Annotated in this window: 25 protein-coding genes, 1 tRNA gene and 1 pseudogene; 16 read left to right on the top strand and 11 right to left on the bottom strand. The window is 59.5% G+C overall.

The window, feature by feature from the left end:
- The 5 genes from FOY96_RS13810 to hpxU all read right to left on the bottom strand — a co-directional run bounded on the left by FOY96_RS13810 (position 1) and on the right by hpxU (position 3,858).
- Positions 1-738, bottom strand: coding sequence for an amino acid ABC transporter ATP-binding protein (locus tag FOY96_RS13810; protein ID WP_032638731.1), 738 nt, complete (start codon positions 736-738; stop codon positions 1-3).
- Complete coding sequence (locus FOY96_RS13815; protein ID WP_071884868.1) at positions 719-1,375, bottom strand: amino acid ABC transporter permease; 657 nt, start codon at positions 1,373-1,375, stop codon at positions 719-721. The genes FOY96_RS13810 and FOY96_RS13815 overlap by 20 nt, the downstream gene beginning before the upstream one ends.
- Positions 1,375-2,040, bottom strand: a complete 666-nt coding sequence (locus FOY96_RS13820; protein ID WP_032658112.1) for an amino acid ABC transporter permease — start codon at positions 2,038-2,040, stop codon at positions 1,375-1,377. Before FOY96_RS13820 ends, FOY96_RS13815 begins: the two co-directional genes overlap by 1 nt.
- Before the next feature lie 4 nt (positions 2,041-2,044).
- The gene (locus FOY96_RS13825; RefSeq protein WP_023311064.1) at positions 2,045-2,827 is read right to left on the bottom strand and encodes a transporter substrate-binding domain-containing protein; all 783 of its coding nucleotides are present in this window, start codon (positions 2,825-2,827) and stop codon (positions 2,045-2,047) included.
- Positions 2,828-3,018: 191 nt separating this feature from the next.
- Positions 3,019-3,858, bottom strand: a complete 840-nt coding sequence (gene hpxU / locus FOY96_RS13830; protein ID WP_023311063.1) for a MurR/RpiR family transcriptional regulator HpxU — start codon at positions 3,856-3,858, stop codon at positions 3,019-3,021.
- A gap of 142 nt (positions 3,859-4,000) precedes the next feature.
- On the opposite strand from hpxU, the gene hpxW reads away from it, so the two are divergent.
- From hpxW to FOY96_RS13865, 7 genes are all read left to right on the top strand, one after another.
- On the top strand, positions 4,001-5,584 hold the full coding sequence (gene hpxW / locus FOY96_RS13835) for an oxamate amidohydrolase (protein ID WP_143347260.1): 1,584 nt from the start codon (positions 4,001-4,003) through the stop codon (positions 5,582-5,584).
- A 10-nt stretch (positions 5,585-5,594) separates the two neighbouring features.
- Positions 5,595-5,783 carry an oxalurate catabolism protein HpxX gene (gene hpxX / locus FOY96_RS13840; protein WP_033145148.1) on the top strand — a complete coding sequence of 63 codons (189 nt, stop codon included), beginning with the start codon at positions 5,595-5,597 and terminating at the stop codon, positions 5,781-5,783.
- Complete coding sequence (locus tag FOY96_RS13845; protein ID WP_143347261.1) at positions 5,780-7,177, top strand: AtzE family amidohydrolase; 1,398 nt, start codon at positions 5,780-5,782, stop codon at positions 7,175-7,177. Before hpxX ends, FOY96_RS13845 begins: the two co-directional genes overlap by 4 nt.
- Positions 7,174-7,560: an oxalurate catabolism protein HpxZ gene (gene hpxZ, locus FOY96_RS13850; protein ID WP_143347262.1), complete on the top strand. Its 387-nt coding sequence runs from the start codon at positions 7,174-7,176 to the stop codon at positions 7,558-7,560. Before FOY96_RS13845 ends, hpxZ begins: the two co-directional genes overlap by 4 nt.
- 130 nt (positions 7,561-7,690) lie before the next feature.
- On the top strand, positions 7,691-7,882 hold the full coding sequence (locus FOY96_RS13855) for a hypothetical protein (RefSeq protein WP_143347263.1): 192 nt from the start codon (positions 7,691-7,693) through the stop codon (positions 7,880-7,882).
- Positions 7,883-7,977: 95 nt separating this feature from the next.
- Positions 7,978-9,123 (top strand): DUF3289 family protein, encoded by a 1,146-nt coding sequence (locus FOY96_RS13860; protein WP_248234063.1) that lies wholly within the window; start codon positions 7,978-7,980, stop codon positions 9,121-9,123.
- A complete protein-coding gene (locus FOY96_RS13865) occupies positions 9,116-9,508 on the top strand; it encodes a DUF943 family protein (RefSeq protein ID WP_143347264.1) in 393 nt (130 codons plus the stop codon). The genes FOY96_RS13860 and FOY96_RS13865 overlap by 8 nt, the downstream gene beginning before the upstream one ends.
- 625 nt (positions 9,509-10,133) lie before the next feature.
- Here FOY96_RS13865 and puuE read toward each other — a convergent pair.
- The 3 genes and pseudogenes from puuE to FOY96_RS13890 all read right to left on the bottom strand — a co-directional run bounded on the left by puuE (position 10,134) and on the right by FOY96_RS13890 (position 12,541).
- The gene (gene puuE, locus FOY96_RS13880; protein ID WP_269473786.1) at positions 10,134-11,033 is read right to left on the bottom strand and encodes an allantoinase PuuE; all 900 of its coding nucleotides are present in this window, start codon (positions 11,031-11,033) and stop codon (positions 10,134-10,136) included.
- Positions 10,951-11,825 (bottom strand): annotated as a pseudogene (hpxA, locus tag FOY96_RS13885) (allantoin racemase). Before hpxA ends, puuE begins: the two are co-directional and overlap by 83 nt.
- Entirely contained in the window at positions 11,825-12,541 is a 717-nt protein-coding gene (locus tag FOY96_RS13890) for a GntR family transcriptional regulator (RefSeq protein ID WP_010429412.1), read from the bottom strand. The pseudogene hpxA and the gene FOY96_RS13890 overlap by 1 nt, the downstream one beginning before the upstream one ends.
- A 144-nt stretch (positions 12,542-12,685) precedes the next feature.
- Between FOY96_RS13890 and FOY96_RS13895 the strand changes: the two genes are divergently transcribed.
- Both FOY96_RS13895 and guaD read left to right on the top strand, forming a co-directional pair.
- On the top strand, positions 12,686-14,182 hold the full coding sequence (locus FOY96_RS13895) for an NCS1 family nucleobase:cation symporter-1 (protein WP_023335187.1): 1,497 nt from the start codon (positions 12,686-12,688) through the stop codon (positions 14,180-14,182).
- 99 nt (positions 14,183-14,281) lie between these two features.
- Positions 14,282-15,601, top strand: a complete 1,320-nt coding sequence (gene guaD / locus FOY96_RS13900; RefSeq protein ID WP_143347266.1) for a guanine deaminase — start codon at positions 14,282-14,284, stop codon at positions 15,599-15,601.
- Here the strand turns inward: guaD and uraH are convergent.
- Entirely contained in the window at positions 15,581-15,904 is a 324-nt protein-coding gene (gene uraH, locus FOY96_RS13905; RefSeq protein ID WP_033145142.1) for a hydroxyisourate hydrolase, read from the bottom strand. The two genes, guaD and uraH, sit on opposite strands and share 21 nt — an antisense overlap.
- Positions 15,901-16,401 carry a 2-oxo-4-hydroxy-4-carboxy-5-ureidoimidazoline decarboxylase gene (uraD, locus tag FOY96_RS13910; protein ID WP_143347267.1) on the bottom strand — a complete coding sequence of 167 codons (501 nt, stop codon included), beginning with the start codon at positions 16,399-16,401 and terminating at the stop codon, positions 15,901-15,903. Before uraD ends, uraH begins: the two co-directional genes overlap by 4 nt.
- A gap of 239 nt (positions 16,402-16,640) precedes the next feature.
- Between uraD and hpxO the strand changes: the two genes are divergently transcribed.
- Genes hpxO through FOY96_RS13925 form a run of 3 tightly spaced genes read left to right on the top strand, consistent with a single transcriptional unit; the run spans position 16,641 to position 19,794 of the window.
- Positions 16,641-17,795: an FAD-dependent urate hydroxylase HpxO gene (hpxO, locus tag FOY96_RS13915; RefSeq protein WP_143347268.1), complete on the top strand. Its 1,155-nt coding sequence runs from the start codon at positions 16,641-16,643 to the stop codon at positions 17,793-17,795.
- Between the two features lie 17 nt (positions 17,796-17,812).
- Positions 17,813-18,847, top strand: coding sequence for a molybdenum cofactor-independent xanthine hydroxylase subunit HpxD (gene hpxD / locus FOY96_RS13920; RefSeq protein ID WP_069302613.1), 1,035 nt, complete (start codon positions 17,813-17,815; stop codon positions 18,845-18,847).
- Positions 18,848-18,858: 11 nt separating this feature from the next.
- Positions 18,859-19,794, top strand: a complete 936-nt coding sequence (locus tag FOY96_RS13925) for a PDR/VanB family oxidoreductase (protein WP_143347269.1) — start codon at positions 18,859-18,861, stop codon at positions 19,792-19,794.
- 44 nt (positions 19,795-19,838) lie between these two features.
- On the opposite strand, the gene FOY96_RS13930 is transcribed toward FOY96_RS13925, so the two are convergent.
- Positions 19,839-19,926 (bottom strand) — tRNA-Ser (locus tag FOY96_RS13930).
- Between the two features lie 276 nt (positions 19,927-20,202).
- Here FOY96_RS13930 and FOY96_RS13935 point away from each other — a divergent pair.
- The 4 genes from FOY96_RS13935 to FOY96_RS13945 are packed head-to-tail and all read left to right on the top strand — an operon-like array spanning position 20,203 to position 24,016.
- Positions 20,203-21,339, top strand: coding sequence for a D-alanyl-lipoteichoic acid biosynthesis protein DltD (locus tag FOY96_RS13935; RefSeq protein WP_143347780.1), 1,137 nt, complete (start codon positions 20,203-20,205; stop codon positions 21,337-21,339).
- Positions 21,336-21,458, top strand: coding sequence for a hypothetical protein (locus FOY96_RS23145; RefSeq protein WP_255640238.1), 123 nt, complete (start codon positions 21,336-21,338; stop codon positions 21,456-21,458). Before FOY96_RS13935 ends, FOY96_RS23145 begins: the two co-directional genes overlap by 4 nt.
- A 9-nt stretch (positions 21,459-21,467) precedes the next feature.
- A complete protein-coding gene (locus tag FOY96_RS13940) occupies positions 21,468-22,586 on the top strand; it encodes an MBOAT family O-acyltransferase (protein WP_143347781.1) in 1,119 nt (372 codons plus the stop codon).
- Positions 22,583-24,016: an AMP-binding protein gene (locus FOY96_RS13945; RefSeq protein ID WP_143347270.1), complete on the top strand. Its 1,434-nt coding sequence runs from the start codon at positions 22,583-22,585 to the stop codon at positions 24,014-24,016. Before FOY96_RS13940 ends, FOY96_RS13945 begins: the two co-directional genes overlap by 4 nt.
- Positions 24,017-24,030 lie beyond the last annotated feature (14 nt).

Genomic DNA, 24,030 nt, shown 5'->3' on the forward strand with positions numbered 1-24,030 from the left:
TCAGTTGAGGCCGCGCACGGAGGAGATGAACTGCTTCAGTTCCGTGGTCTGCGGATTGGCGAACAGCGTTTTGCTGTCGCCCTGCTCCCAGACTTTCCCCTGGTGCATAAACACCACGCGGTCGCCCACTTCGCGGGCAAAATTCATTTCATGGGTAACCAGTATGAGCGTCATCCCCTCGGCCGCCAGCTGCTCCAGCACCTTGAGCACTTCGCCCACCAGCTCCGGGTCGAGCGCGGAGGTGATCTCGTCGCAGAGTAAAACTTTCGGCGACATGGCCAGCGCCCGGGCAATCGCCACGCGCTGCTGCTGGCCGCCGGAGAGGCTCGACGGGTAGTAATCCAGACGATCGCCTAAGCCCACTTTCTCCAGCATCTGCTGCGCCAGCTCGCGGCATTCGGCGGCGCTTTTCTTCAGCACCCGACGCGGGGCGAGCATCACGTTTTCCAGCGCCGTCATGTGCGGAAACAGGTTGAAGCTCTGGAACACCATCCCGACCGAGCGGCTGATTTCGCGCGCCTGAGAATCCCGGTCGGTAATGGTCATGCCGCCCAGCTTGATGCTGCCGTCCTGATAGCCTTCCAGTCCGTTGATGCAGCGCAGCAGCGTGCTTTTGCCCGATCCGCTGCGCCCGATAATGGAGATCACCTGGCCCATGTCGATATCCAGATCGACGCCCTTGAGCACGTGGTTATCGCCGTAGTACTTCTGCACCTGATTAATGGTGATGAGAGGCATTGAATTTCGTCTCCAGATAGCGGCTGTAGCGCGACAGCGGATAACACAGAATAAAGTAGCCGAGCGCCACCAGCGCAAAGACCTTAAACGGCTGATACGTCACGTTGGTCAGCATGGTCCCGGCCTTGGTCAGCTCGATAAAGCCAATAATCGACGCCAGCGCGGTGCCCTTGATCACCTGCACGGCAAAGCCGACCGTCGGGGCGATACCGATGCGCAGCGCCTGCGGGGCGACCACGCGAAACAGGGTCTGGCCGAAGGTCAGCCCCAGACAGCGCGAGGCTTCCCACTGCCCCTTGGGCAGAGCGCGAATGCTGCCGAACCAGATATCGAGCAGAAACGCGCTGGTGTAGAAGGTGAGCGCCAGCGAGGCGGCGGTCCACGGCGAGACGTCGATGCCGAACAGCGCCACGCCGAAGAAGGCCAGGAACAGCTGCATCAGCAGCGGCGTGCCCTGAAACAGCTCAATATAGCCGCGGATGATGCGCCTGACCGTGCGCCCGCCCGTCAGGCGCAGCAGCAGGAGCGGCAGCGTCACCGCCGCCCCGCCGACAAACGCCACCAGCGACAGCAGCACCGTCCAGCGTCCGGCCAGCAGCAGGTTGCGAATAATGTCCCAGTCGGTAAAGGTGGTCATCATGCCTGCACCCCCAGCCATTTGCGTCCCGCCGCCATCATCAGCTGGCGCAGGGTAATCGACAGCGCTAAGTAAATCCCGGTTGTCACCAGATAAACCTCAAAGCTCAGAAACGTTCTGGACTGGATCAGGTTGGCGGCGAAGGTCAGCTCTTCATACGAGACCTGCGACACCACCGACGAGCCGAGCATCACGATGATGCACTGGCTCACCAGCGCCGGGTAAATGCGCTGCAGCGCGGGCGGCAGCACCACGCGAATAAAGGTCTGCAGGCGGGTCAGCCCCAGCACGCGTCCGGCTTCCCACTGCCCTTTCGGCGTGACCTGAATGCCCGCGCGGATAATCTCGGTGCTGTAGGCGCCCAGGTTCACCACCATGGCCAGCAGCGCCGCTTCCCCCGCCGTCATCTTCAACCCGAGATTCGGCAGGCCGAAGACGATGAAAAACAGCTGCACGACAAACGGCGTGTTGCGGATGATTTCCACGTACGCGCCCCAGATCCGGCTGAACCAGGTGGTGCGTCCGCTGCGGATCGCCGCCCCGAAAATCCCTATCGCCAGGCCGCCGACGGTCGCCATCACCGTCAGCTGAATAGTGACCCACAGCCCCGCCAGCAGCTCCGGCCAGTGCGGCCAGAGCGCGGAAAAATCAAGTTGCTCCGTCATCGGCTCAGGCGCCAAGGTTGGCCGGCAGCGGGGCCTTCAGCCATTGCTCGGACAGGCCGTTCAGCGTGCCGTCCTTGATGCCCTGCTCAATCAGCGCATCCACTTTTGCCTTCAGGGCCGGTTCATTTTTCTTCAGGCCAATAAAGCACGGCGAATCTTTCAGCATAAAGCTCGGCACCGGAGCTTTATCCGCGTTCTGGCGCGAAATGGCCGCCACCACGAGGTTGCCGGTTGCCACGTACTGCACCTGTCCGGAGAGGTAGGCGGAGAGCGTGGTGTTGTTATCTTCGTAGCGCTTCACGTCCGCGTCTTTCGGCGCCAGGCCGGTCAGCACCATGTCCTCCACCGCCCCGCGCGTCACGCCGATGGTTTTTCCGCTCAGCGCGGCGGCGTCTTTCAGCTCGGCCCCTTTCGGCCCAAACACGCCGAGGAAGAACGGCGCGTAGGCGCGGCTGAAGTCGATCACCTTCTCGCGCTCCGGGTTTTTACCGAGGCTTGAAATGACCAGATCCACCTTATCGGTTTGCAGATACGGCACGCGGTTGGCGCTGGTCACCGGCACCAGCTGCAGCTTGAGCTTCATCTGTTTGGCCAGATAGCGCGCCATGTCGATGTCATAGCCCTGCGGCTGCAGATCGGTCCCCACCGAGCCAAACGGCGGGAAGTCCTGCGGAACGGCAATGCGAATGGTGCCGCGCTTCTCGATATCCTGAAGCTGGTCAGCCTTTGCCGGCAGCTGTGTGAAGAGACATGCGGCCCCGGCCAGTGCAATCAACAATTTTTTCATGGTGCTTCCCCGTAACGTTAACATGAAACAAAAGATTCTTTGAATGTGATTTTGCAACTAATGTGCCAGATAGGGCGAAGCGGGGAATATTCTTGTAAAGCCTGATAAAACGCGGACGGGTCGAAAAAACCTGCGTTTTCCCGACCCGCCACATGCACCATTTCAATGCAAAGCACCAGCCTGATGCCCCATTATCGTTGTTCGAGTTCGTCCAGCTGCTGGTAGAGGGAGGCAATTTCGTGAATGCGCGGACGGCCTTTATCGAGAATTTCATGCAGGAAGGCGTTTGCCAGCAGGTTGATCAGGCTGTTGACCGAGGAGTAGCTGTCATAGGCCGAGACGCTGTCCAGCGGGGCGCAGAGCTGCCAGCTCGCCAGCGGAAACAGGCTATGCGCCTGCGGCTCGCACATCAGCAGCACCGGAATACCGCTGCTCTGAAGCTGCTGCATCAGCGGGCGGATAATGCGCGGGCGGCGGCGAAAGGCCATCATAACCACCAGATCGTCCGGCGTTAAATCCACCAGCTCTTCGCCCAGGCTCTGCCCCGGCTGCGGCAGGACCAGCACCTGACCGCGCGCCTGCAGCAGCTGCTGGCGCAGGTGCAGCGCCGCCGGATAGGCGTTACGCATGCCGATAATGACGATGCGCCGCGCCTTCACCATGCAGGCCATGGCGTCGGCAAACTGCTGCGCGTCGAGGGCATTGACCCACTGGGTCAGGTTCGCCATCTCCTGCTTATAGTGGCGCGCCAGCAGCGTATTGCCCTGCACCGCGTCGCGGTTATCGGTGAGCGGCATCCCGCTCTGGCGCAGGGTGCGCAGCTCGTCGCGCATGTCCTTATATTTCTCATAGCCCAGACGCTTAAACAGACGGCTGACTGTGGCTTTCGACACCCCGCTCAGCTGCGCCAGCTCGGCGCTGTTGTAGCTAATCAGGTCGTCAAAATGGTCGAAAATAAAGTCCGCCACCCGCTGCTCCTGCGGCGACAGCGACGGGTACTGTGCTTTCAGACGTTCATCCAGTTGTTCCATAGCGCCTCTGTAACTTTTGTTTCATCACATTTTGCCTTTCATTCTACCTTTCATTATACGTGCCAGTTTACTGAAACTTTTCTTTCAGAACTGGAACAGCTTTTGCAGCGCCTTGTGACTTTCAGGGTTACGAGGACTTTTCATGCAAAGTAATGTCTCCACGCACGGCATGGCCGTTGCGCCCCACCATCTTGCCAGCCAGAGCGCGCTGGCGGTACTGCGCGAAGGCGGCAGCGCGATAGAGGCGATGGTCGCCGCGGCGGCCACCGTTGCCGTGGTTTACCCGCACATGAACGGGCTGGGCGGCGATGGCTTCTGGCTTATCGTGCCGCCGGAAGGCGAACCTGTCGCCATTGATGCCAGCGGCGCGGCGGGATCGCGCGCAACGCTCGCCGCCTACGACGGGCTGGCGCACATCCCTCATCGCGGCCCCCGCGCGGCGCTGACCGTCGCCGGTACGGTGAGCGGCTGGGATGAGGCGCTCAAGGTCTCCCGCGAGATGACCGGCAAGGCGCTGCCGCTGGCTCGCCTGCTGGCCGACGCCATTGACTATGCGCAGAACGGCACGCCGGTCACGGCCTCACAGGCCCACGCCACGGCCAGCAAATTCGACGAGCTGAAGGAGATCCCCGGCTTCGCGGAAACCTGGCTGGTGGATGGCAAGCCGCCAGAGGTCGGGAGCCGCTTTTACCAGCCCGCCATGGCCACGACGTTGACGCGCCTGGCGGAAGACGGTCTGGACAGCTTTTACCGCGGCCCGCTGGCGGACGTGCTGGCGCACGGCATGGAGAGGCTGGGCCTGCCCGTGACGCTGGCCGATTTACGCGCGCACGTCGCCCGGCGCACCGCGCCGCTGAGGCTGCAGCATCAGCAGGGGGAGATCTTTAACCACGCCCCGCCGACGCAGGGGCTGGTCTCGCTGGCGATACTCGGCATCACCGACCGCCTGAATATGGCGGAGGCCGATGACGCCGACACCATTCACCGCATCGTTGAAGCCACCAAGCTGGCCTTTGGCCTGCGCGATGCCCACATCACCGACCCGCGCGAGCTGAAAACCGATATTCAGGGTCTGCTGGATCCCGCCGCCCTGCAGGCGCTTGCCGACAGGGTTCACGACGGCCGCGCCGCGCCGTGGGGCACCGGAAAAGGCCCCGGCGATACGGTGTGGATGGGGGTAATGGATAACAGCGGGCTCGCCGTGTCGTTTATCCAGAGTATCTATCACGAGTTCGGCAGCGGCGTGGTGCTGCCCGACACCGGCATCGTCTGGCAGAACCGGGGGGCATCGTTCAGCCTCGATCCCAATCATCTTCTGGCCCTCGCGCCGGGCAAGCAGCCCTTCCATACCCTGAACCCGGCGGCGGCGCGTCTTAAGGACGGGCGCTTGATGGTCTACGGATCGATGGGCGGTGACGGACAGCCGCAAACCCAGGCCGCGCTTTTTACCCGCTACGCGATTCAGGGCGTGCCTTTACAGGAGAGCATTTCCCGCCCGCGCTGGCTGCTGGGGCGCACCTGGGGACAAACCTCGGACACGTTAAAGCTGGAAGGACGCTTTACCGCTGAGACGGTCTCACGGCTTCAGGCACTCGGGCACGAGGTGGAAATGTTCCCTGACTTCAGCGAAGCGATGGGCCACGCGGGCGCGATTGTCCGCCACCCCAACGGGCTGTTCGAAGGGGCATTTGACCCGCGCAGCAACGGCGCGGCCGCCGGATTCTGAGGAGAAAACTATGACGACACAACAACCCGACTGGCAGGCGTATCTGGCGCAAATGGAGTCCGTGCTCGGCGTAACGCTGGACGATGCCCGCCGCGCCGAGCTGCAGGTGCAGTTCAGCCGCATAGCAAACATGGCCGCCCCGCTGATGGCGCTGCCGCTCGACGACCGTCTGGAGATCGCAGGAGTGTACAAAGCATGAGGCTACACGAGATGAGTATCAGCGCGATCCAGCATGCGCTGGGCGCGGGCGAGCTGAGCGCTCGCGAGATTGCCCGCCAGACGCTGGAGGCGATTGCGCGCGTTAACCCGCAGATCGGCGCCTGGACCGCCGTGACGGAAGCGCGCATGCTCGCCGAGGCCGAGAGCATCGACACCCTGCGCCGCGAAAAGCGCCCCCTGCCCCCGCTGGCGGGCGTGCCCTACGCGGTAAAAAACCTGTTCGACGTTGCCGGCCACACCACCCTTGCCGGGGCAGAGCTGTTCAGCCAGCGCCCCGCCGCGGCCGCTGACAGCTTCGCGGTGCGCCAGCTGCGCAGCGCGGGCGGGCTGCTGACCGGGATGGTGAATATGGACGCCTACGCCTACGGCTTCACGACCGAAAACAGCCACTACGGCACGACGCGTAACCCGCACGATCTGGCGCGCATTGCGGGCGGGTCGTCCGGCGGCTCGGCCGCCGCCGTGGCCGCCGGGCTGGTGCACTTTTCGCTCGGCACCGACACCAACGGCTCGATTCGCGTTCCGGCCTCCCTGTGCGGCATCTACGGCCTGAAGCCCACCTTTGGCCGCCTGTCGCGATCCGGCAGCCATCCGTTTGTCGCGAGCCTCGATCATATCGGCCCCTTTGCCCGCCGCGTGTGCGACCTGGCGTCCGTCTACGATGCGCTGCAGGGGCGGGACAGCAGCGACGCTTTTCAGGCAGACAGCTCGCGCGAGCAGACGCGCCCCCTGCTTGAGCGCGGGCTTGACGGCCTGCGCTGCGCGGTGCTCGGCGGCTACTTCACCACCTGGTGCGACGCGGATGCCAGAGACGCCGTGGCGCGGGCGGCGAAGGCGCTCGACGTGCAGGATGAGCTGCAGTTCCCGGACGCAGAACTGGCGCGCTCCGCGGCGTTTATCATCAGCGCCTCCGAAGGGGGAAACCAGTACCTGCCCGCGCTTCGCCGCGAGCCCGAGCGTTTTGAGCCGCACTCCCGGGAACGCCTGCTGGCAGGCGCGATGATCCCCTCCGCCTGGTACATTCAGGCCCAGCGGTTTCGCGCGCACGCCCGGCAGGCGTTTAAAACCCTGTTCGCGCAGGCCGACGTGCTGATCGCTCCGGCAACGCCGCGCAGCGCCACGCTCGCGGGTGAGCAGACCATGGAGATTAACGGTCAGCCGCTCCCCATTCGCGCCAGCATGGGGATGCTGACCCAGCCGATTTCATTTCTGGGCCTGCCCGTGACCACCGTTCCGCTGCGTACCGCGCAGGGTGCGCCGATTGGCCTGCAGCTGATTGCCGCGCCGTTTAACGAGCAGGCCTGCCTCCGCGTCGCGCGCGTGCTGGAAGAGAGCGGCATCGCCGATGCAAGCCCGGCGGAGGTGGCCGCATGATGAATCACGATGACATTAACCTGCCGTGGGTGGTTGCCGAGGTGACCGCCGCGTTTTACCGCTATGAAGACGCGCTGGTCAGCAACAACGTTGCGGTGCTGGACGAGCTGTTCTGGCACGACAAAAACACGGTGCGTCTGGGGGCGGGTGAAAACCTGTACGGGATTGATGAAATCCGCGCCTTTCGGGCGGCGCGCCCCGCCGCCGGGCTGCAGCGGACGCTGCGTCACACCGTCATCACCACCTTCGGCGAGGATTATGCCGTGTGCAGCACCGAGTTTACCCGCGAGGGGGCGGAACGCATTGGCCGCCAGCAGCAGACGTGGGTGCGGTTTGCCTACGGATGGCGGATCGTGGCGGCACAGGTGAGTTTGATGGTGTAATGAAAAGATGCTTACAGTTACATCCGACGGCAAGCCGGCGACAGAGTGCGACATATAGGGGAATTTTGGTTAAGTCTCGACCGGTGTATGATGGATGAGACAATAACATTATGAACCAGAAGGATTTGATATGTCACAGCAATATACTAACGAACTGACCCCGGAATTAGTCGCCACACTCGCTCGTCCGCCGTTTTCGGCGGAGAAAAAGGCTGTAATATCTGACGATTCCCGTCACACAGTCGAAGCGAAGGAAACATTCATGCATGAACATCCGGTGGTGGAGATTTACCGGCAGAGGGCTGAATTATGTCCATCATGAGAGGGTGTAGCGTTCACGGCAAGAATGTCGGATTACACGGAGATAAAACCTCCTCGGGGGCACATTGTATCGCGGCCCGGCCTGGTATGTCGGTCATGGGGTTGCTGAAACTCTATATCGGCGACAAGACCACACCCTGTCCGAAGTGTGGGGAGGTGGGAGTCATTGTGGACGGGGATCACCGCTGCTCAAACAGTGCCGCTGTTGCGGTGGATGGTGCGGAGATCCGTTGCGGGTGTCCGCAGGGGTCCAATTTTCTGATTGCCCCGGGTACTATCCCGCAGCTTTCAGAGCCAAGCGCCGGGATGGTACCGGTCGCAGCCCCAGAGCCGGAACTGCATGCGCAGACGGCGGAAAAGCCTCGCTCTGAACCTCTCCCTCTTCCGGCGCGAATTTACCAGACCACGAGGCAGATGGATGACTATCAGGCCAAGGATATGCGCTACGGCGATCTGGACACGCTGACGCTACGTAACCAGTTTTACATCGACGTGGACAATGTGTCCGCGAAGGTGAACCCCCGAACCCTGAAGCTACAGCCGACAGCGAACACTGCAACACAATATTCCCCTTATGCCATGCAGGATCTTGAACAGCAGCAGCCGTCTGTCAGCAGGGATGAGGTGACGCGCCTGATGTTTGATGAGTTCCGGGAACTGGCGAAGCTGTATTCCTTCCACGGTCCGTATAAGAACATCATCACCGAGATGATTGACCATATGCAGGAGAATCACGGTGCACCATACAGCAGCCCGTTGCTGGACAGGGCGTTGAAGGAGCAGATCCTGAATGACCATTCAGAGAAAAGCTCTTTGCTGGAAATTAAAGATGTTCTGAAACGAGTAATTGACTATGAACATGGATTTATACCACTGGATAAAAAAGGCGATATCTTCGACGAAAATGGAAACCTTAAAGAAATAGGGAAAACTGTACTGCCTAAATTTGACCGGAAGATAGATAACACTAACGGTCTGGTGATCTCTGTACATGACACCTGGTCCACTCATATCACGCTGGTATCACTACTGGTGAGTGGTGACAGCTACCGGGCAACGGTGCATTACCGGATTCAGGATCACTTTGGACTCGATGACGATGATGTACTGAACCCTGTATACCGGGAGTTTCGTATTTTCCGTTTGTGGTTCGCACTACAGCGTTGGAATGAGTACGGCTATAAGCCGTTTATCACTGAGATGAATGCCTCTGTCGAAATTAACGGGAGGCGAGGTGAATAAACGGCTGTTAGCTGGCGCTATTGCGGTAGTAGCTTGTGGTTATGTGCTCTGGCAGCTTTTGACACCAGTTGAAATAGTGGCGGTGCATGAAGGGGATACGATCTTAGTTAGGAATTTCCCGTATCTGAAAAGTCGCCAAATAGCTTGGTGGGAAGCCAACAAAGATATAATTCAGGCGAAATATGGGATACCTAATAAAAGCGAAGGTGGTTATTACAGCGTAACTATTATGGACTTTGGCGACGGTTATCGTATTGATCGAGGGACGGATGAAGACTCTGATTTAATTTGCTTCGATGAAATGCCCGTAGATGCGCGATGTATCGAAAAACACCCTCGGCTATGGATTATGTCTAGCCAAAATACCGGGCTGTTTTATAGATAATAATACTTACCAAAAGGATCTTCTTGAGATCCTTTTTTAACGCATAATCTCTTGCCCTGTAAACGAAAAAACCCGCCAGTAGGCGGGTTGATCCGGGTTCGTTGAGCTTGCAACTCGGGAAACCGGACGGTAACTGGATCTTTAGCGGAAGACAGTCACCAAATCGCTTCTTTCAGTTAGCCTCTACAAGGCTGTCTGTTTAATAGTAAACGACAGTTTTACTTATGTTGACTATCAGTCTGCCTTCTTCCGCGAACCTCAGTGACCAGTGGCTGCTGCCTGTGGCGATTTGTAGTATCTGTCCGGGTTGGCTCCAGAGTAAAGTTACCGGAACAGGCGCAGCAGTCGGGCTGAACGGGGGGCTCTTGCTTACAGCCCAGCAGGGAGTGAACTATCTAACTGGAACGGGGCGTTGTGATATAGGTAAGGCTTCCACCACAACACGTAGACCTTATGCGGTTTGCCTACGGATGGCGGATCGTGGCGGCGCAGGTGAGTTTGATGGTGTAACGCTGAAAAACCTGCCCGGTGGCGCTGCGCTTACCGGGCCTACGATGTCCCGTATGCCCTGTGGGTCCTGTAGGCCGGGTAAGGCGCAGCCGCCACCCGGCAAAACATCGCACACTTACTTCTTAAACGGATGCACATCCCGCCAGTGGTCGGCAATCTGCTGGCGGGTACAGACCCACACCCGCTCGTGCTGCTGCACGTAATCGAGGAACCGCTGCAGCGCGCGAAAACGCCCCGGCCGCCCCAGCAGGCGACAGTGCATGCCGATGGACATCATCTTCGGCGCGCTTTCCCCCTCTTCGTACAGCACGTCAAAACTGTCCTTCAGATACGTATAAAACTGCTCGGCGGTGTTAAACCCCTGCGCGGTGGCGAAGCGCATGTCGTTCGCATCCAGCGTATACGGCACGATCAGGTGCGGTTTACGGGTGCCGTCGCTGCAGGCCACTTCCGTCCAGAAGGGCAGATCGTCGCCGTAGTAGTCGCTGTCATAGTCGAAGCCGCCGTGCTCCACCACCAGCTGGCGGGTGTTGGGGCTGTCGCGCCCGGTGTACCAGCCCGTCGGCGGCTTGCCGAACAGGTCGGTCAACACGTGCACCGCCTTGTGCAGGTGTTCGCGCTCCTGGCTGATATTCATGCTCTGATAGTGGATCCAGCGCCAGCCGTGGCTCACCACGTCATAATCCGCCGCCTTGATTGCCTCGACGATCTCAGGATGACGCGCCAGCGCCATCGCTACGCCAAAGACCGTCAGCGGCAGGCCGCGCTTTTGAAATTCACTGTGGATCCGCCAGAACCCGGCGCGGCTGCCGTATTCGTAGAGGGAGTCCATCGACATGTGTTTATCCGGGTAGCTGGCCGCGCCGATAATGTCCGACAGGAACTGCTCGGATCCGGCATCGCCGTGCAGAACGTGGTTTTCCGCCCCTTCCTCATAATTGAGCACAAACTGCACGGCGATACGCGCCTGATTCGGCCACCGCGCGTGCGGCGGGTTGCCCGCGTAGCCGCGCAGATCCCGCGGGTAATCCTGTTCAAAAAGCCCCATTGCCACCCCCAAAAATTAAAATGGATTCAGTGCCTGAAAATGTCCGCTTAACGCTTTTTTCTCGGGGAACGCCAGATCCCCGTGCTTGCTGGTCGACAGCCCCAGCGCCACCAGCGATTCCACCATCTTCACCGCCGCGCTGACGCCGTCGATGACCGGCACGCGCAGCTCGCGCGTCAGCTCCTGCGCCAGCGTCGCCATGCCGCCGCAGCCCAGCACGATGGCGCCACAGCCGTCCTCTTTCAGCGCCTGTATACAGCGCGCGCGCACCTTCTCCTGCGCCAGACCGCTGCCGTCTTCCAGCGCCAGCACCGGGAGATCGATAGCGTGCAGCGCCGCGCACCTGTCCTGAAAGCCATACTGGTGCAGCAGATGGCGGGCAATAATCAGCGTGCGCGGCAGCGTGGTGACCACCGAAAAGCGCGTCGCCACCAGCGTCGCCATATGCATGGCGGCTTCGGCGATACCGACCACCGGCCCCTGCGCCAGCTCGCGCGCCGCCAGCAGGCCCGGATCGCCAAAGCAGGCGATGACGTGACCATCGACGCCCTGCTCTCTGCCGAGCTTAACCTGTTCGAGAACCCCCACGGCGGCGATGGCCTCATCAAAGTGGCCTTCTATAGACGGCACGCCCGCGCTGGGGCAGACCGCGAGGATCTCCGTTCCAGGCGCCGCCACCGCGCGGGCCGCCGCGCCGATGGTTTCCGTCATCGCGAGGCTGGTGTTGGGGTTGATCACTTGTATACAGACAGATGACATTACGACTCCTTGTGGCCGGCAAACAGCCGGGCAAAATCGGGCAGGCACTCGCCCGCCCGCTCGAAGCAGAGGCTGGCGACGATATGTTCAAAATGGTGCATTAAGGCATCGCTTAGCGGCTGGAGCGCCTTCTGGCGCAGCAGATCCACAAGCTGTTCGTGATCGTTGCAGCGGCACCCCTGACGCCACGGCGCGCCCCAGGTGGCAATCACCAGCGAGGAGCGCTGGCTCAGGCCGGTCACCATCTCCGTCAGCACCTGGTTGCCGGAGATGGCCTGCAGCTGAATGTGGAAATTGGCGGAGTGGCGGATTGCCGCCGGGCCGTCGTACGCCTCGTGCGCCTGCTGCTCCTGACGAATAATGGCCTCCAGCGCGGCAAGGTGCGGCGGCTGGCAGCGGGCCAGCACGTCCGGCAGGTTGGCGACCTCCAGCAGCGCGCGGGTGCGGAAGATATGCTGCGCCTCTTCCACCGTCGGGCTGGCAACGTGTGCACCACGCTTGGGCGTTAAGGTGACCATTTGCACAGCCGCGAGTCGTTGAAGCACCTTGCGGATGCCCGTGCGGCTTACGCCAAAGACCTCGGCCAGCGCCTCCTCCGGCAGTTTGCTCCCCGGCAGCAGCTGATGTTCGACAATCGCGGTCATCAGCGCCTGAAAGATCGATTCGTCTTTGTCATGCAGGTCTGGCGCGGTCTGCAGGGCGTTTATGTTGTTCATTCACCACTCCGTCTTTTACTCTTCGTTATCGAATCGTATACATAAAAATAAAATATTGCATACAAGATTTATTATTTTGGCCTGGATCCTGCAACACCGTCTGCACTCCCGCTTAACGGGTTTTCATTCACAGGAGCAGGTTTCATGCCAAACAGTCAAAACGCGCAGCAGGGTACGGCCGCTGATTCCGGTGCGGTTTACAGCCCACGTCTTTGCAATGAGGATCTGGCACCGACGCGTGACCAGAACTGGAGCTGGTACAACATCTTTTCGTTCTGGATGTCGGACGTTCACAGCATGGGGGGTTATGTTGTCGCCGCGAGCTTCTTTACGCTCGGGCTGGCAAGCTGGCAGGTGCTGCTGTGCCTGCTGGTGGGGATTTGCATCGTGCAGCTGTGCGCCAACCTGGTAGCCAAACCGAGCCAGATGGCGGGCGTGCCCTACGCGGTAATCAGCCGTCAGGCGTTTGGCGTGTTCGGGGCCAATATTCCGGCGGTGATCCGCGGGCTGATCGCCTTCGCGTGGTACGGCATTCAGACCTACCTGGCCGCCAACGCCCTGATGCTGGTGGCGCTGAAGTTCTGGCCGTCGCTCTCTTCGCTCACTACCGGCGCATTCCTGGGCCTGTCGCATCTCGGCTGGATCTGCTTTGCCATCATGTGGGTGCTGCAGGCGATGGTCTTCTGGCACGGCATGAGCGCCATCAAGCGCTTTATTGATATCGCCGGTCCGGCGGTCTATGTGGTGATGCTGGCCCTCGCAGGCTGGATTGTATACAAGACCGGTTTTGACGGCATTTCCTTCACTCTCGCCAGCAAATCCCTGAGCGCGGGCGAGCAGACCTGGCAGATGATCACCGCGACCGCGCTGGTGGTGTCTTACTTCTCCGGCCCGCTGCTCAACTTCGGCGACTTCTCCCGCTACGGCAAAAGCATGGGCGAGATCCGCCGCGGAAACCGCTGGGGCCTGCCGTTTAACTTCCTGCTGTTCTCCATCGTCACCGTAGTGATTGTCTCCGGCACCCAGTCGCTGTTTGGCCGCATGATCACCGACCCGATCGAAACCGTCAGCCGCGTGGGCAACGATCTGGCCGTAGCGATTGGCCTGCTGACGATGATCACCGCCACCATCGGGATCAACATCGTCGCGAACTTCGTCTCCCCGGCGTTTGATTTCTCTAACTGTTCGCCGCAGAAAATCAGCTTCCGCACCGGGGGCATGATTGCCGCCGTCGGCTCGATCCTGCTCACCCCGTGGAACCTGTTCAACTCGCCGGAGCTTATCCACTACACCCTGGACGTGCTCGGGGCGTTCATCGGCCCGCTGTTCGGCATTCTGATTGCCGACTTCTACCTGATTAAGCGCGGCAAGGTGTCGGTTGACGATCTGTTCGACGACACGCCAAAGGGCAAATACTGGTACCGCAACGGCTTCAACCCGAAAGCCATTGGCGCGCTGATCCCGTCCGTTGCCGTGGGCCTGGTGATTAGCTTCATCCCGGCCCTGCATGAGGTGGCGAACTTCAGCTGGTTTATCGGCGTCTTCCTCGGCGGCGTGACTTACCGCTGGCTGGCGCGGGAAGATCGCGAGACGGCGGGCGCGACGTCGTTCGGCTCACGCGTGGCAACGCAAAAAGAGTAACCCCCTCCTTCCGGCCGCAGCTTAGCTGCGGCCCGTTCATTCTGGCACCGTTCTTGCTGAGCCTTATCACCCCGTTATGTACACAATAAGGCAGGAACCATGATGGATTACCAGACAGCGATCCGCGGCGCATTTTTTGATATTGCCCAGGTCTGCGACAGCGCAGACGCGATTGCCCAACACGCGCGCTACCTTGAGGACGGGGTGCTGTTTATACAGGGCGGGAAAATTCTGGCGCACATCCCGTGGCAGGAGGGCGAGCAGTATCTTGACCCTCACAAAGGCTATACCGACCTGCGCGGTAAGCTACTGCTGCCCGGTTTTGTCGATACCCACGTCCATTATCCGCAAACGGAGATGATCGGCGCCTTTGGTGAGCAGCTGCTGGAGTGGCTGACCACCTACACCTTCCCGGTGGAGAGCCAGTTTGCCGATGAAGCCTACGCGAAAGAGATCGCCGAATTTTTCATTCACCAGCTGGTAAGCAACGGCACCACCACCGCGCTGGTGTTTTGCACGCTGCATCCGGAATCGGTCGAGGCGCTGTTTACCGAAGCCCTGCGCCTCAACATGCGCCTAATCGCCGGAAAGGTGATGATGGACAGACACACCCCGGACTACCTGAGCGAAGACGCGAAGCAGAGCTACCGGCAGACGCGTGCGCTGATCCAGCGCTGGCACCACCGGGGACGGCTGGGCTACGCCATTACCCCGCGCTTTGCGCCGACCTCATCCCCCGAGCTGCTCGCCGCGATCAGCCTGCTCAGAGAGGAGTTCCCGGATACCTGGATGCAGACCCACCTGAGCGAAAATCCCAACGAAGTGGCCTGGGTGAGCGACCTCTGGCCGGAGCACGAGCGCTATCTGGACGTGTATCACCACTACGGCCTGACCGGCGAGCGCAGCGTGTTCGCCCACGCGATTCACCTTCACCACAGCGAGTGGCAGTGCCTGCATGACACCGGTTCGGCGGTGGCGTTTTGCCCCACCTCTAACCTGTTTCTCGGCAGCGGGCTGTTTCGCCTGCCCGCCTGCTGGCAGCACAAGGTGCGGATGGGCATCGGCACCGACGTCGGCGCGGGCACCACCTTCAGCATGCTGCGCACCCTGGGGGAGGCCTACAAGGTCGGCCAGCTTCAGAGCTACCGCCTGCGCGCCAGCGAGGCGTTTTATCACGCCACGCTGGGCGGCGCGCACGCCCTCAGGCTCGACGATAAGATTGGCAACTTCGCGCCCGGCAAAGAGGCGGATTTCGTGGTAATCGACCCTGACGTGACGCCGCTGCAGCGCCTGCGCAATCGCCGCTGTCAGGATATCTACGAGCAGCTTTTTGTGCTGATGACCCTCGGCGACGAGCGCAACATCAGCGAGACCTGGGTCAACGGCGAGCGGGTGTGGTCAACTTCCCCGGTAGGTTGACCATCCGCCGGGCGCAATCACAAACGGCAGGTGGAAATGCTCGTCTGCCGCTTCTCCCGTCACAAAATCAATTTGCGCGCAGGGGTATAGCGTGTCGCGACCGGTTTCGCTAAACCACGCGCCGATCTCCGCCACCAGCCGATAGCGGCCTGCGGGCAGAGAGGGAACGAACGCGGCGATGCGCCCCTGGACGTTGGTCACGCCCGAGGCCATTATTTCGCCCTCCCGTTCGAGATGGACCGTCACGCCCTGTGCGGGTTTGCCCGTCGAGATATCCAGAATATGGGTGCTGAGTGTGCTCATTCGCTAATGACTCCTTCCAGCCGTAGCAGCGTAATTTCCCGCAGCTGTTCCAGCGCGGCACGTACTTCCTGCGCGTCGCTGTTCTCCAGCCGCGCGTGCAGCACCTGTAAAATCTCCTCGCCGCTGCGGCCCTTCGCGCGGATCAGAAACACGCGTCCGAAGCGGGCCTCGTAGCGGGCATTCCCCTCACGCAGCGCCCGGGCAAGGGCAGCATCGCCTTCATTCACCGCGCCCTGCTCCTGGCGCGACAGCGCCGCCTCCGCCTGTGAACCTGCGGGCTTTTCTCCGATGCGCGGATGGGCGCTCAGGGCCTGCGCCAGCGCCGCTTCGTCCCAGTTTTGCGTCAGCGCGTTTGCCGTACTGAACAATTCGTCCCGGCTGGCGTATGGCCGCCCGCGAACCAGCGCATCGGCCCAGCCGGGGAGCGCCACGCAGGGGTGAATCAGCGCTAACGCCTTTTCGTGGGGAAGATGATTGAAGTCGTGCAGTGCGATCATAGCGTCTCCTTTATTGTCTTCTTCCTGATTGTTGCACAAACCACGCCACTCTGAGCGCGGGCGTGAAACAGTCGATTCCGTATAGCTCAACTGGAAATTTTTGATTCAAAAAAAGGCACGCTCACCGCGTTTGCGCACCTTAGCAGTGCAAACGTCGCCCCCACAACGCCGTTTTCGCCACTCTGCAGCCTGGTACGCAAATTGCTGAATGTCTTTACACCCTGCAAAAGGAGAGAAGCATGAGAGCAATCGTCATTGGTGCGGGTATTGGCGGCCTGAGCGCCGCCGTCGCGCTGAAGAAAGCGGGCATCAACTGTACCGTGTTTGAAGCCGTCAAAGAGATCAGGCCCGTCGGGGCGGCCATCTCCATCTGGCCTAACGGCGTGAAATGCATGCAGCACCTCGGTATGGGCGACATCATCGAGACCTACGGCGGGCCGATGCGTTTTATGGCCTACAAGGATTACCGGCGCGGCGAGACTCTGACCCGCTTCAGCCTTGCCCCGCTGGTTGAGCGTACCGGCCGGCGCCCCTGCCCCGTCTCGCGCGCTGAACTTCAGCGTGAAATGCTGGACTTCTGGGGGCGCGACAGGGTGCAGTTCGGCAAGCGCGTCGAACGCGTAAGCGAAGACGACGCGGGCGTGAGCGTGACCTTCACCGACGGCACCACGGCAGTGGGCGATTTTCTGATTGCCGCCGACGGCAGCCACTCCGCCGTGCGCCCGTACGTGCTGGGGTATACCCCGGAGCGCCGCTACGCCGGGTACGTGAACTGGAACGGGCTGGTGAAGATTGACGAAGAGATCGCCCCGGCGCACCAGTGGACCACCTTCGTTGGCGAAGGCAAACGCGTGTCGCTGATGCCCGTTTCCGGCGGACGTTTCTACTTCTTTTTTGACGTACCGCTGCCCGCGGGCCTGGCGGAGGATCGCACCACCCTGCGCGCCGACCTCACGGGCTACTTCCGCGGCTGGGCGCCGCCGGTGCAGAAGCTTATCGCGGCGCTGGATCCTGAAACGACCAACCGCATTGAAATCCACGACATTGAGCCGTTCGACAGCCTGGTGCGCGGCAACGTCGCGCTGCTCGGCGATGCCGCGCACAGCACCACGCCGGATATCGGCCAGGGCGGCTGTGCGGCGATGGAAGACGCCGTGGTGCTGGGTGAGTGCCTGCGTGAAAACCACAGCATTACGCTGGCGCTGCGCCAGTACGAAGCGCTGCGCTGCGACCGGGTGCGCGACCTGGTGCTGAAGGCGCGTAAACGCTGCGACGTCACCCACGGGAAAGACATGGCTCTGACGCAGGCCTGGTATCAGGAGCTCAAAGAGGAGACCGGTGAGCGCATCATCAACGGTCTGTGCGAGACCATTCAGGGCGGCCCGTTAGGCTGAACGCAAGAGGGACAACGATGAAAAGAGAACCGACTCCACCCGCCCACTGCACGTTTGAGCCAGAGGACTGGCTGCGCCTCGCGAAGTGCTGGCATCCGGTCGCGCGCGCCTGCGACGTCGGCCCGGCGCCGGTCAAGGCGACCCTGCTGGACGAACAGCTGGTCATTTACCGGATTAACGACCAGGTCGTGGTCGCCCGTGACGTCTGCCCGCACCGCGGCGTGCCGCTGACGCTCGGCTTTCACGACGAGCACGGGATTATCTGTCCCTACCACGGCTTACGCTTCGGGGAGGACGGGCGCTGCAACCGTATTCCGTCCAGCCCCGACCAGCCCGTTCCAGCGAAGCTGAACCTGATTAACTACGCCGTGGAGGAGCGCTTCGGCCTGATCTGGACCTGCCTGGCGTTTGACCCGGACAATCCTGTGCCGCTGCCCACCATGCCGCACTGGGATGACGACGGATTTCAGCAGATCAACTGCCCGGCGTTTGAGGTGAACGGCTTTGCCGGTCGTCAGGTAGAGGGGTTTCTGGACGTGGCGCACTTTGCCTGGATCCACACCGATACCTTTGCCGACCCCAATAATCAGCGGGTCCCCACCTATCAGCCGCAGGAGACGCCGTTCGGTTTTGTTGCCGATTACTGGAGCTCCGTGAGCAACTATCCCGCCAGTTCACCCGTGCAGGCGCCGGAAGGGTTCCAGTGGCTGCGCCATTTTGAAATGCATCTGCCGTTTACCGCCACCCTGACGATTCATTTTCCGGGAGAATCGCGACTGGTCATCATGAACGCCGCGTCGCCGGTGTCATCGCGCGTCACCCGCATGTTCGCCCCTATCGCGCGTAACTTTGACCTGCATATTCCGGTGGAGGATGTGCATGCCTTCAATCTGCGCATTTTTGAAGAGGATCGCCTGATGGTGGAAACCCAGCGCCCGGAAAGTCTGCCGCTGGATCTGACGCTGGAAGCCCATATTCCCGCAGATAAAAGCTCAATTGCCTACCGTCGGGGACTGAAGAAGATGGGCTTTGGCGAATTTTTCCTCGTATGACGGAGGCCGATATGCTGAGCGTAATTGTTGACGGGCTGTGGCGCGAGGGCGACAAAAGCCTCGCCGTCAGGCTGGTGGCTGAAGACGGTAACGCGCTGCCGGCGTGGCAGCCCGGCGCGCACATTGATGTGCACTTGCCCTGCGGCGCGGTGCGCCAGTATTCCCTGACCGGTGCGTGTGGAGACGAGAGCTATCTTATCTGCGTGGGGCGGGAAACCGCCTCGCGCGGCGGATCGCGCTACGTTCACGAGACGCTGCGACCCGGGCAGAAATTAGCGATCTCTGCCCCGCGCAATCTGTTTCCGCTGCATCAGGCTGAGCGGGTCTTGCTGCTGGCGGCAGGCATTGGCATTACGCCGCTGTATGCGATGGCCCTGCAGCTGAAGGCGGCCGGAACGCCGTTTACGCTGCACTATTACGTCAAACGCCGCGAAAGCGCGGCCTTTGCGCGCGAACTCTCCCGGTTCGGTGAGTGCCAGATTCATACCGCCAGCCCGCGCACGGCGCTGGCAGAACATCTGCCCGCGCCTGAGGCGGGGCTTCACGCCTGGATCTGCGGCCCGGCAGGGTTTATGGAAAAAGTGCGAGACGTGGCGACGGCCAGGGGATGGGATGATGGCCATCTCCACAGCGAGGCGTTTCAGCCCGCGGTCCCTGCCGCACGCGGTGACGCGGGCGAGATCTTTACGGTCAAACTCGCCTCCACCGGGGAGCGCTGGCCGGTGCCTGCGGATAAGACCATCGCTCAGGTACTACAGGAGAACGGCGTGGACGTACCGCTGTCATGCGAAATGGGGATCTGCGGGGCGTGCCTGACGTCGGTGATTGACGGCGTGGTGGATCACCGGGATAGCGTGCAGTCGGAGGCAGAAAAAGGCGGGACGGACCAGCAGGTGGCGCTGTGCTGTTCGCGGAGCCATTCCGGGGAGCTGGTGATTGCCCTGTAAAACGAAAAAACCCTGCGATATTGCTATCGCAGGGTTTTCAAATTTGGCGGAAGCGTAGAGATTCGAACTCTAGAACCCTTTCGGGTCGCCGGTTTTCAAGACCGGTGCCTTCAACCGCTCGGCCACGCTTCCAAAGTGAGGCGCACTATAAACATCTATTAGCCCCTTGTAAAGCAGGAATTTTTCTATTTTCACCCGCCGGCGTTTGACTGCGCAAAAATCACCCAGGCGCTTGCCGCGCACCGGTCACAGCCACCTTGTACATACCGTTACACAGCAACGCTCATCCTTTTAAATCGCTCTGGTATAGAATGCCACAAAAATAAACGGTCATTTGTTGTGTAATTGTTATAAATCTGAGTACCCGCAGATTTAGAAATTACTGCCATGCAGTGTTACTGGTTGATGATGAAAATCAAAAATACGCTTTGCTTACATATCCTGATGGCGACCCTGGCCATATTGTTCCTTTGTGTTCACCCGCTGGTGACGAGCTTCAATCCGCCCCTCACCTTCCAGCCGCTGATTAAATCAATGGCGGGCACGCCGAAAGAACAAGCGGAAAAAATTGCGACTATTTCCCATGCCTTAGAAGGGAATGCTATTTTCTTCATTGGCGCGTCTGAGGTGGCCACCTCAGAAGATGAACATTACGCTGTATATAATTACTTTAATAAGCAATTACACAAACCCGTCGTGGCGTATGGCGATGCGTTCGTCGATGATGAAACGCAATTTTTACTGTTCTCTCGTTTTAAAAATAGCCTTAACGCAAACAGTAAAGTTGTTTTGCTTCTGGCTCCTGACAGCTTTTATTCAAAAGGGCTGCCACCGGCTATCTATGCCGATAATTTCCCCGGCTCTATTTTTAATCCGCTGATGAAGGATCCGCAGGCGCGCCCGCTGCTGGTTAATTATTTAAAGCATATTGATAGTAAAGAAATAAGCCATTTAACCTTCGGCCAAATGCGCGTCTTTGGCTGGCACCCCGATCTGATGTGGGACGAGCTGAGCTTCCAGTTTGCCAACGTCTGCACCCTGATAAAAAACGACTGGCTGGCGCTGCTCAACATCACGCCCCAGACGGTACAGCCCTGGCCGCAGCAGCCAGCCGCCCACATTGCCCCCGACTGGGACAAAGAGCTAGCGAATGCGCGCGAGTTAAATAAAAAACGCCAGCAGAGCGCGGCCACCCTGTGGATGGACAAAACGATTTACGAGGAGGACAGTACGCGGCAGCAGTGGGATGACACGCCGGTCGTGCCTGCGCAAATCGCCGCCTTCAGTAAAACCGTCCAGCTGTTGAAAGAACGTCACGTGCAGGTGATTGCTATCGTCGACCCGGTTAACCCCTGGGCGCTTTACAATACCGATACCTTCCGCCCGGTTGATAAACAAATAAAAACCATTCTGGAAAAGAACCAGATCCCTTATTTAGATATGTACGCCATGCCTTATCAGAATGGCTGGAACTGGGATCGTTTGCACCCTTCCGAACTGGCCTGGGTTCCTATGATTCGCTTTATTGCACAGAGTTTTAAATGATGAAAATCGCGATCCGTCTTTTTTTACTTTATCTCCTGCTGGCGATCACCATCGTCGCGTGGACCTCTGTCGATGACAGCATGAGTATGCAGCTGCATTTTGAATATCAAAAGTTCTGAGGCCGAATGATGTACAGCTCAGGAATGTTTTTTGTTTATTTGTTTTCATCCGCGCTGGCGTTTGCGCTGGTTAATCGCGTATTACGCCATCGTCTGATCTGGTTATCTGCGCTCTCGGTGCTGACGGCGCTGGGATGGGGATATATATTTCAGGGCGATTATATTGTCCCCGTCGCCGTTTTTTTCAGCTTTTATGTTTTTGCCACGCTTAAAGAGAAGGGATGGTTAAAAACGTGGCAGGCGGTCATTCTGACATTATTGCCGCTGCTGCTGGTGAAATTACATTTAAATAACCACTGGGGCATGATCGGCCTCTCTTTTATGACGTTCCGCGCGCTGGACGTGCTGCTCTATCGCAGTAAAAAAGAAGGTCAGAATTTCCTGCACTATTTCTGTTATCTGTTTATGCCCTTTATTATCCTGGCCGGCCCAATGTACCGCTGGCGGACGTGGATGAGTGACGTCAGCAAGCCCGGATTTGCCCTTAACCGCGAACAGTTTTTAGTCGCGCTGGAGCAAATCATTACCGGCATTGTCCAGAAGTTCCTGTTTGCCATGCTGATTGATTCCCTTGTCGTGCAGCCCTGGAGCCATAAGCCGTTTACGCTGACCGTGGGCGTGGTGATGTCGATTGCCTACAGCACCTACCTGTACTTTGATTTTGCGGGCTACAGCAATATGGCCATCGGCGCGGGCCGCCTGTTTGGGCTCAGCATTCCGGCAAACTTTAACATGCCGCTTCTGGCAAAGAACCCGCAGGATTTCTGGCGCCGCTTCCACATCAGCCTGTCTGAATGGCTGCGCGATGTGGTCTTTATGCCCGTTTATATGAACCTGATGAAATTCAACTTTTTCCGTCAGAACAAAACGCTGGCGCAAAATATCGGTATTTTTTGCACCTTATTCTGTATGGGGGCATGGAATGGCCTGGAACGCCATTACGTCATCAGCGGCGCGCTGTTTGGCGCGATTTCCGTCGCTCACAATATGCTGCTGTGGTCAGCCAAACGCAGCCCGGCATTGCACCGCGGCCTGCAGTATCCGGCCGTTGCGTTTTTAGGGCGAATTCTGACGCTGGGAAGCGCCGCAGGATCCCTTTACATCTTTAGTGGAATGTCACCTCTATGAAAAATCACTCCGATCTTCAGGAACTGCAGGATTTCTTACGTGCGGCATTATGCGATCCCGCCTCCCCGCAGCAGCTGGCCATCAGCGGCAGCGACGAAGCCTTAAGCTGGCTACAGCTTTCCGCTGCCGTGACGGACTGGGCGCAGCGCTATCAGCGCTGCCAGCCTGTTGCCGGTACGCCGGTCGTATTGTACGGTCACCAGCAGGCCGAGTTCGCCGTGGCGATTTATAGCTGCCTGCTGCACAACATTCCGTACATCCCGGTGGACTGCATCTATCCGCAGGAGCGCCTCCGGGAGATCTGCCATCTGGCCAGCGCCCCTTACTATTACGACGTCGCGACCCGGCAGTTCATCGCCACCGGGGAACCGGGCAAGGTACTGGAGGAGCAGAATCTGGCCTACATCATGTTTACTTCAGGCAGCACCGGTAAACCTAAAGGCGTACAGATTGGGCGTGAAAGCGTATGGCACTTCATGAAATGGGTCAGCCAGGACTTTTCACTGCCGGAAAAACCGGTCCTGATGAACCACGCGGTATTCAGCTTTGACCTCTCCCTGATCCCTTTGCTGGCGAATCTGGCGATGGTCGGACACATCGTGCTGAACGCCAAAGAGGACATTCAGAAAGAGAACTGGCTGGAGCGACTGAAAAGCAACGCGGTCTCCGCCTGGGTTTCCACCCCCTCTTTTGCATACCAGCAGCTGCTTTCCCCGCAGTTCAACAGCGAGTATTTGCCCGCGCTCAACGTCTTTATCTTCATTGGTGAAGTGCTCAATAAAGCGCTGGTTAAACAGCTTCGCCGCCGCTTCCCGCAGGCCAAAATCATTAACTCGTATGGCCCTACGGAAGCGACGATTGCGACGACCGTGGTTGAAATCACGGATGCGATCCTGAACAGCGACAGCGCCGTGCTGCCGGTGGGGGTCATGATGCCTGAGAGCAAAATGGAAATTTCCGCCGACGGCGAGCTGATTATCTGGGGTAAAAACGTCATGCGCGGCTACCTTGGTCTGCCGCAGGAGAACGCGGCGAAATTACTCCGTCGGGAAGATGAAGCGTTTCGCGGCTACCGTACCGGCGATCTGGGCTATGAAGCGGGGCTGATCTACTGTCAGGGCCGCAACGACAGCCAGGTCAAACTGAACGGCTACCGTATTGAAATCAACGAGATCGAGAACCGCCTGCTGGCCATGTCCGGCATCAACGAAGCGGTGGTCCTGCCGCTGATGAAATCCTGCGGCAGCGTGCTGCGCATTGCCGCGTTCTGCGTGACGGATATGGCGCCGGACACCATCAAAACATCGCTATCGAAGGTCGTTCCGCACTATATGGTGCCTTCACAAATTATCGTAAAAGACGCTTTGCCGCTGAATCCTAACGGCAAAATTGACCGCAAGCTGCTGGACGCTTACGCCCGCACAAATTAATGACTCCAGGAAAA

Source organism: Enterobacter asburiae, assembly GCF_007035645.1.
Taxonomy (GTDB): Bacteria; Pseudomonadota; Gammaproteobacteria; order Enterobacterales; family Enterobacteriaceae; genus Enterobacter; species Enterobacter asburiae_B.

What these genes read in the sequence shown, in the direction of transcription:
- FOY96_RS13810 (WP_032638731.1), bottom strand. Translation starts at nt 738, where the DNA reads ATGCCTCTCATCACCATTAATCAGGTGCAGAAGTACTACGGCGATAAC.
- uraD (WP_143347267.1), bottom strand. Translation starts at nt 16,401, where the DNA reads ATGATCGCACTGCACGACTTCAATCATCTTCCCCACGAAAAGGCGTTA.
- FOY96_RS13890 (WP_010429412.1), bottom strand. Translation starts at nt 12,541, where the DNA reads ATGAACAACATAAACGCCCTGCAGACCGCGCCAGACCTGCATGACAAA.
- hpxD (WP_069302613.1), top strand. Translation starts at nt 17,813, where the DNA reads ATGAAAAGAGAACCGACTCCACCCGCCCACTGCACGTTTGAGCCAGAG.
- FOY96_RS13860 (WP_248234063.1), top strand. Translation starts at nt 7,978, where the DNA reads ATGGGGTTGCTGAAACTCTATATCGGCGACAAGACCACACCCTGTCCG.
- guaD (WP_143347266.1), top strand. Translation starts at nt 14,282, where the DNA reads ATGATGGATTACCAGACAGCGATCCGCGGCGCATTTTTTGATATTGCC.
- FOY96_RS13945 (WP_143347270.1), top strand. Translation starts at nt 22,583, where the DNA reads ATGAAAAATCACTCCGATCTTCAGGAACTGCAGGATTTCTTACGTGCG.
- FOY96_RS13815 (WP_071884868.1), bottom strand. Translation starts at nt 1,375, where the DNA reads ATGACCACCTTTACCGACTGGGACATTATTCGCAACCTGCTGCTGGCC.
- FOY96_RS13925 (WP_143347269.1), top strand. Translation starts at nt 18,859, where the DNA reads ATGCTGAGCGTAATTGTTGACGGGCTGTGGCGCGAGGGCGACAAAAGC.
- FOY96_RS13935 (WP_143347780.1), top strand. Translation starts at nt 20,203, where the DNA reads ATGAAAATCAAAAATACGCTTTGCTTACATATCCTGATGGCGACCCTG.
- FOY96_RS13940 (WP_143347781.1), top strand. Translation starts at nt 21,468, where the DNA reads ATGTACAGCTCAGGAATGTTTTTTGTTTATTTGTTTTCATCCGCGCTG.
- hpxO (WP_143347268.1), top strand. Translation starts at nt 16,641, where the DNA reads ATGAGAGCAATCGTCATTGGTGCGGGTATTGGCGGCCTGAGCGCCGCC.
- FOY96_RS13820 (WP_032658112.1), bottom strand. Translation starts at nt 2,040, where the DNA reads ATGACGGAGCAACTTGATTTTTCCGCGCTCTGGCCGCACTGGCCGGAG.
- FOY96_RS13845 (WP_143347261.1), top strand. Translation starts at nt 5,780, where the DNA reads ATGAGGCTACACGAGATGAGTATCAGCGCGATCCAGCATGCGCTGGGC.
- hpxU (WP_023311063.1), bottom strand. Translation starts at nt 3,858, where the DNA reads ATGGAACAACTGGATGAACGTCTGAAAGCACAGTACCCGTCGCTGTCG.
- uraH (WP_033145142.1), bottom strand. Translation starts at nt 15,904, where the DNA reads ATGAGCACACTCAGCACCCATATTCTGGATATCTCGACGGGCAAACCC.
- hpxX (WP_033145148.1), top strand. Translation starts at nt 5,595, where the DNA reads ATGACGACACAACAACCCGACTGGCAGGCGTATCTGGCGCAAATGGAG.
- hpxW (WP_143347260.1), top strand. Translation starts at nt 4,001, where the DNA reads ATGCAAAGTAATGTCTCCACGCACGGCATGGCCGTTGCGCCCCACCAT.
- FOY96_RS13825 (WP_023311064.1), bottom strand. Translation starts at nt 2,827, where the DNA reads ATGAAAAAATTGTTGATTGCACTGGCCGGGGCCGCATGTCTCTTCACA.
- FOY96_RS13895 (WP_023335187.1), top strand. Translation starts at nt 12,686, where the DNA reads ATGCCAAACAGTCAAAACGCGCAGCAGGGTACGGCCGCTGATTCCGGT.
- FOY96_RS23145 (WP_255640238.1), top strand. Translation starts at nt 21,336, where the DNA reads ATGATGAAAATCGCGATCCGTCTTTTTTTACTTTATCTCCTGCTGGCG.
- FOY96_RS13855 (WP_143347263.1), top strand. Translation starts at nt 7,691, where the DNA reads ATGTCACAGCAATATACTAACGAACTGACCCCGGAATTAGTCGCCACA.
- hpxZ (WP_143347262.1), top strand. Translation starts at nt 7,174, where the DNA reads ATGATGAATCACGATGACATTAACCTGCCGTGGGTGGTTGCCGAGGTG.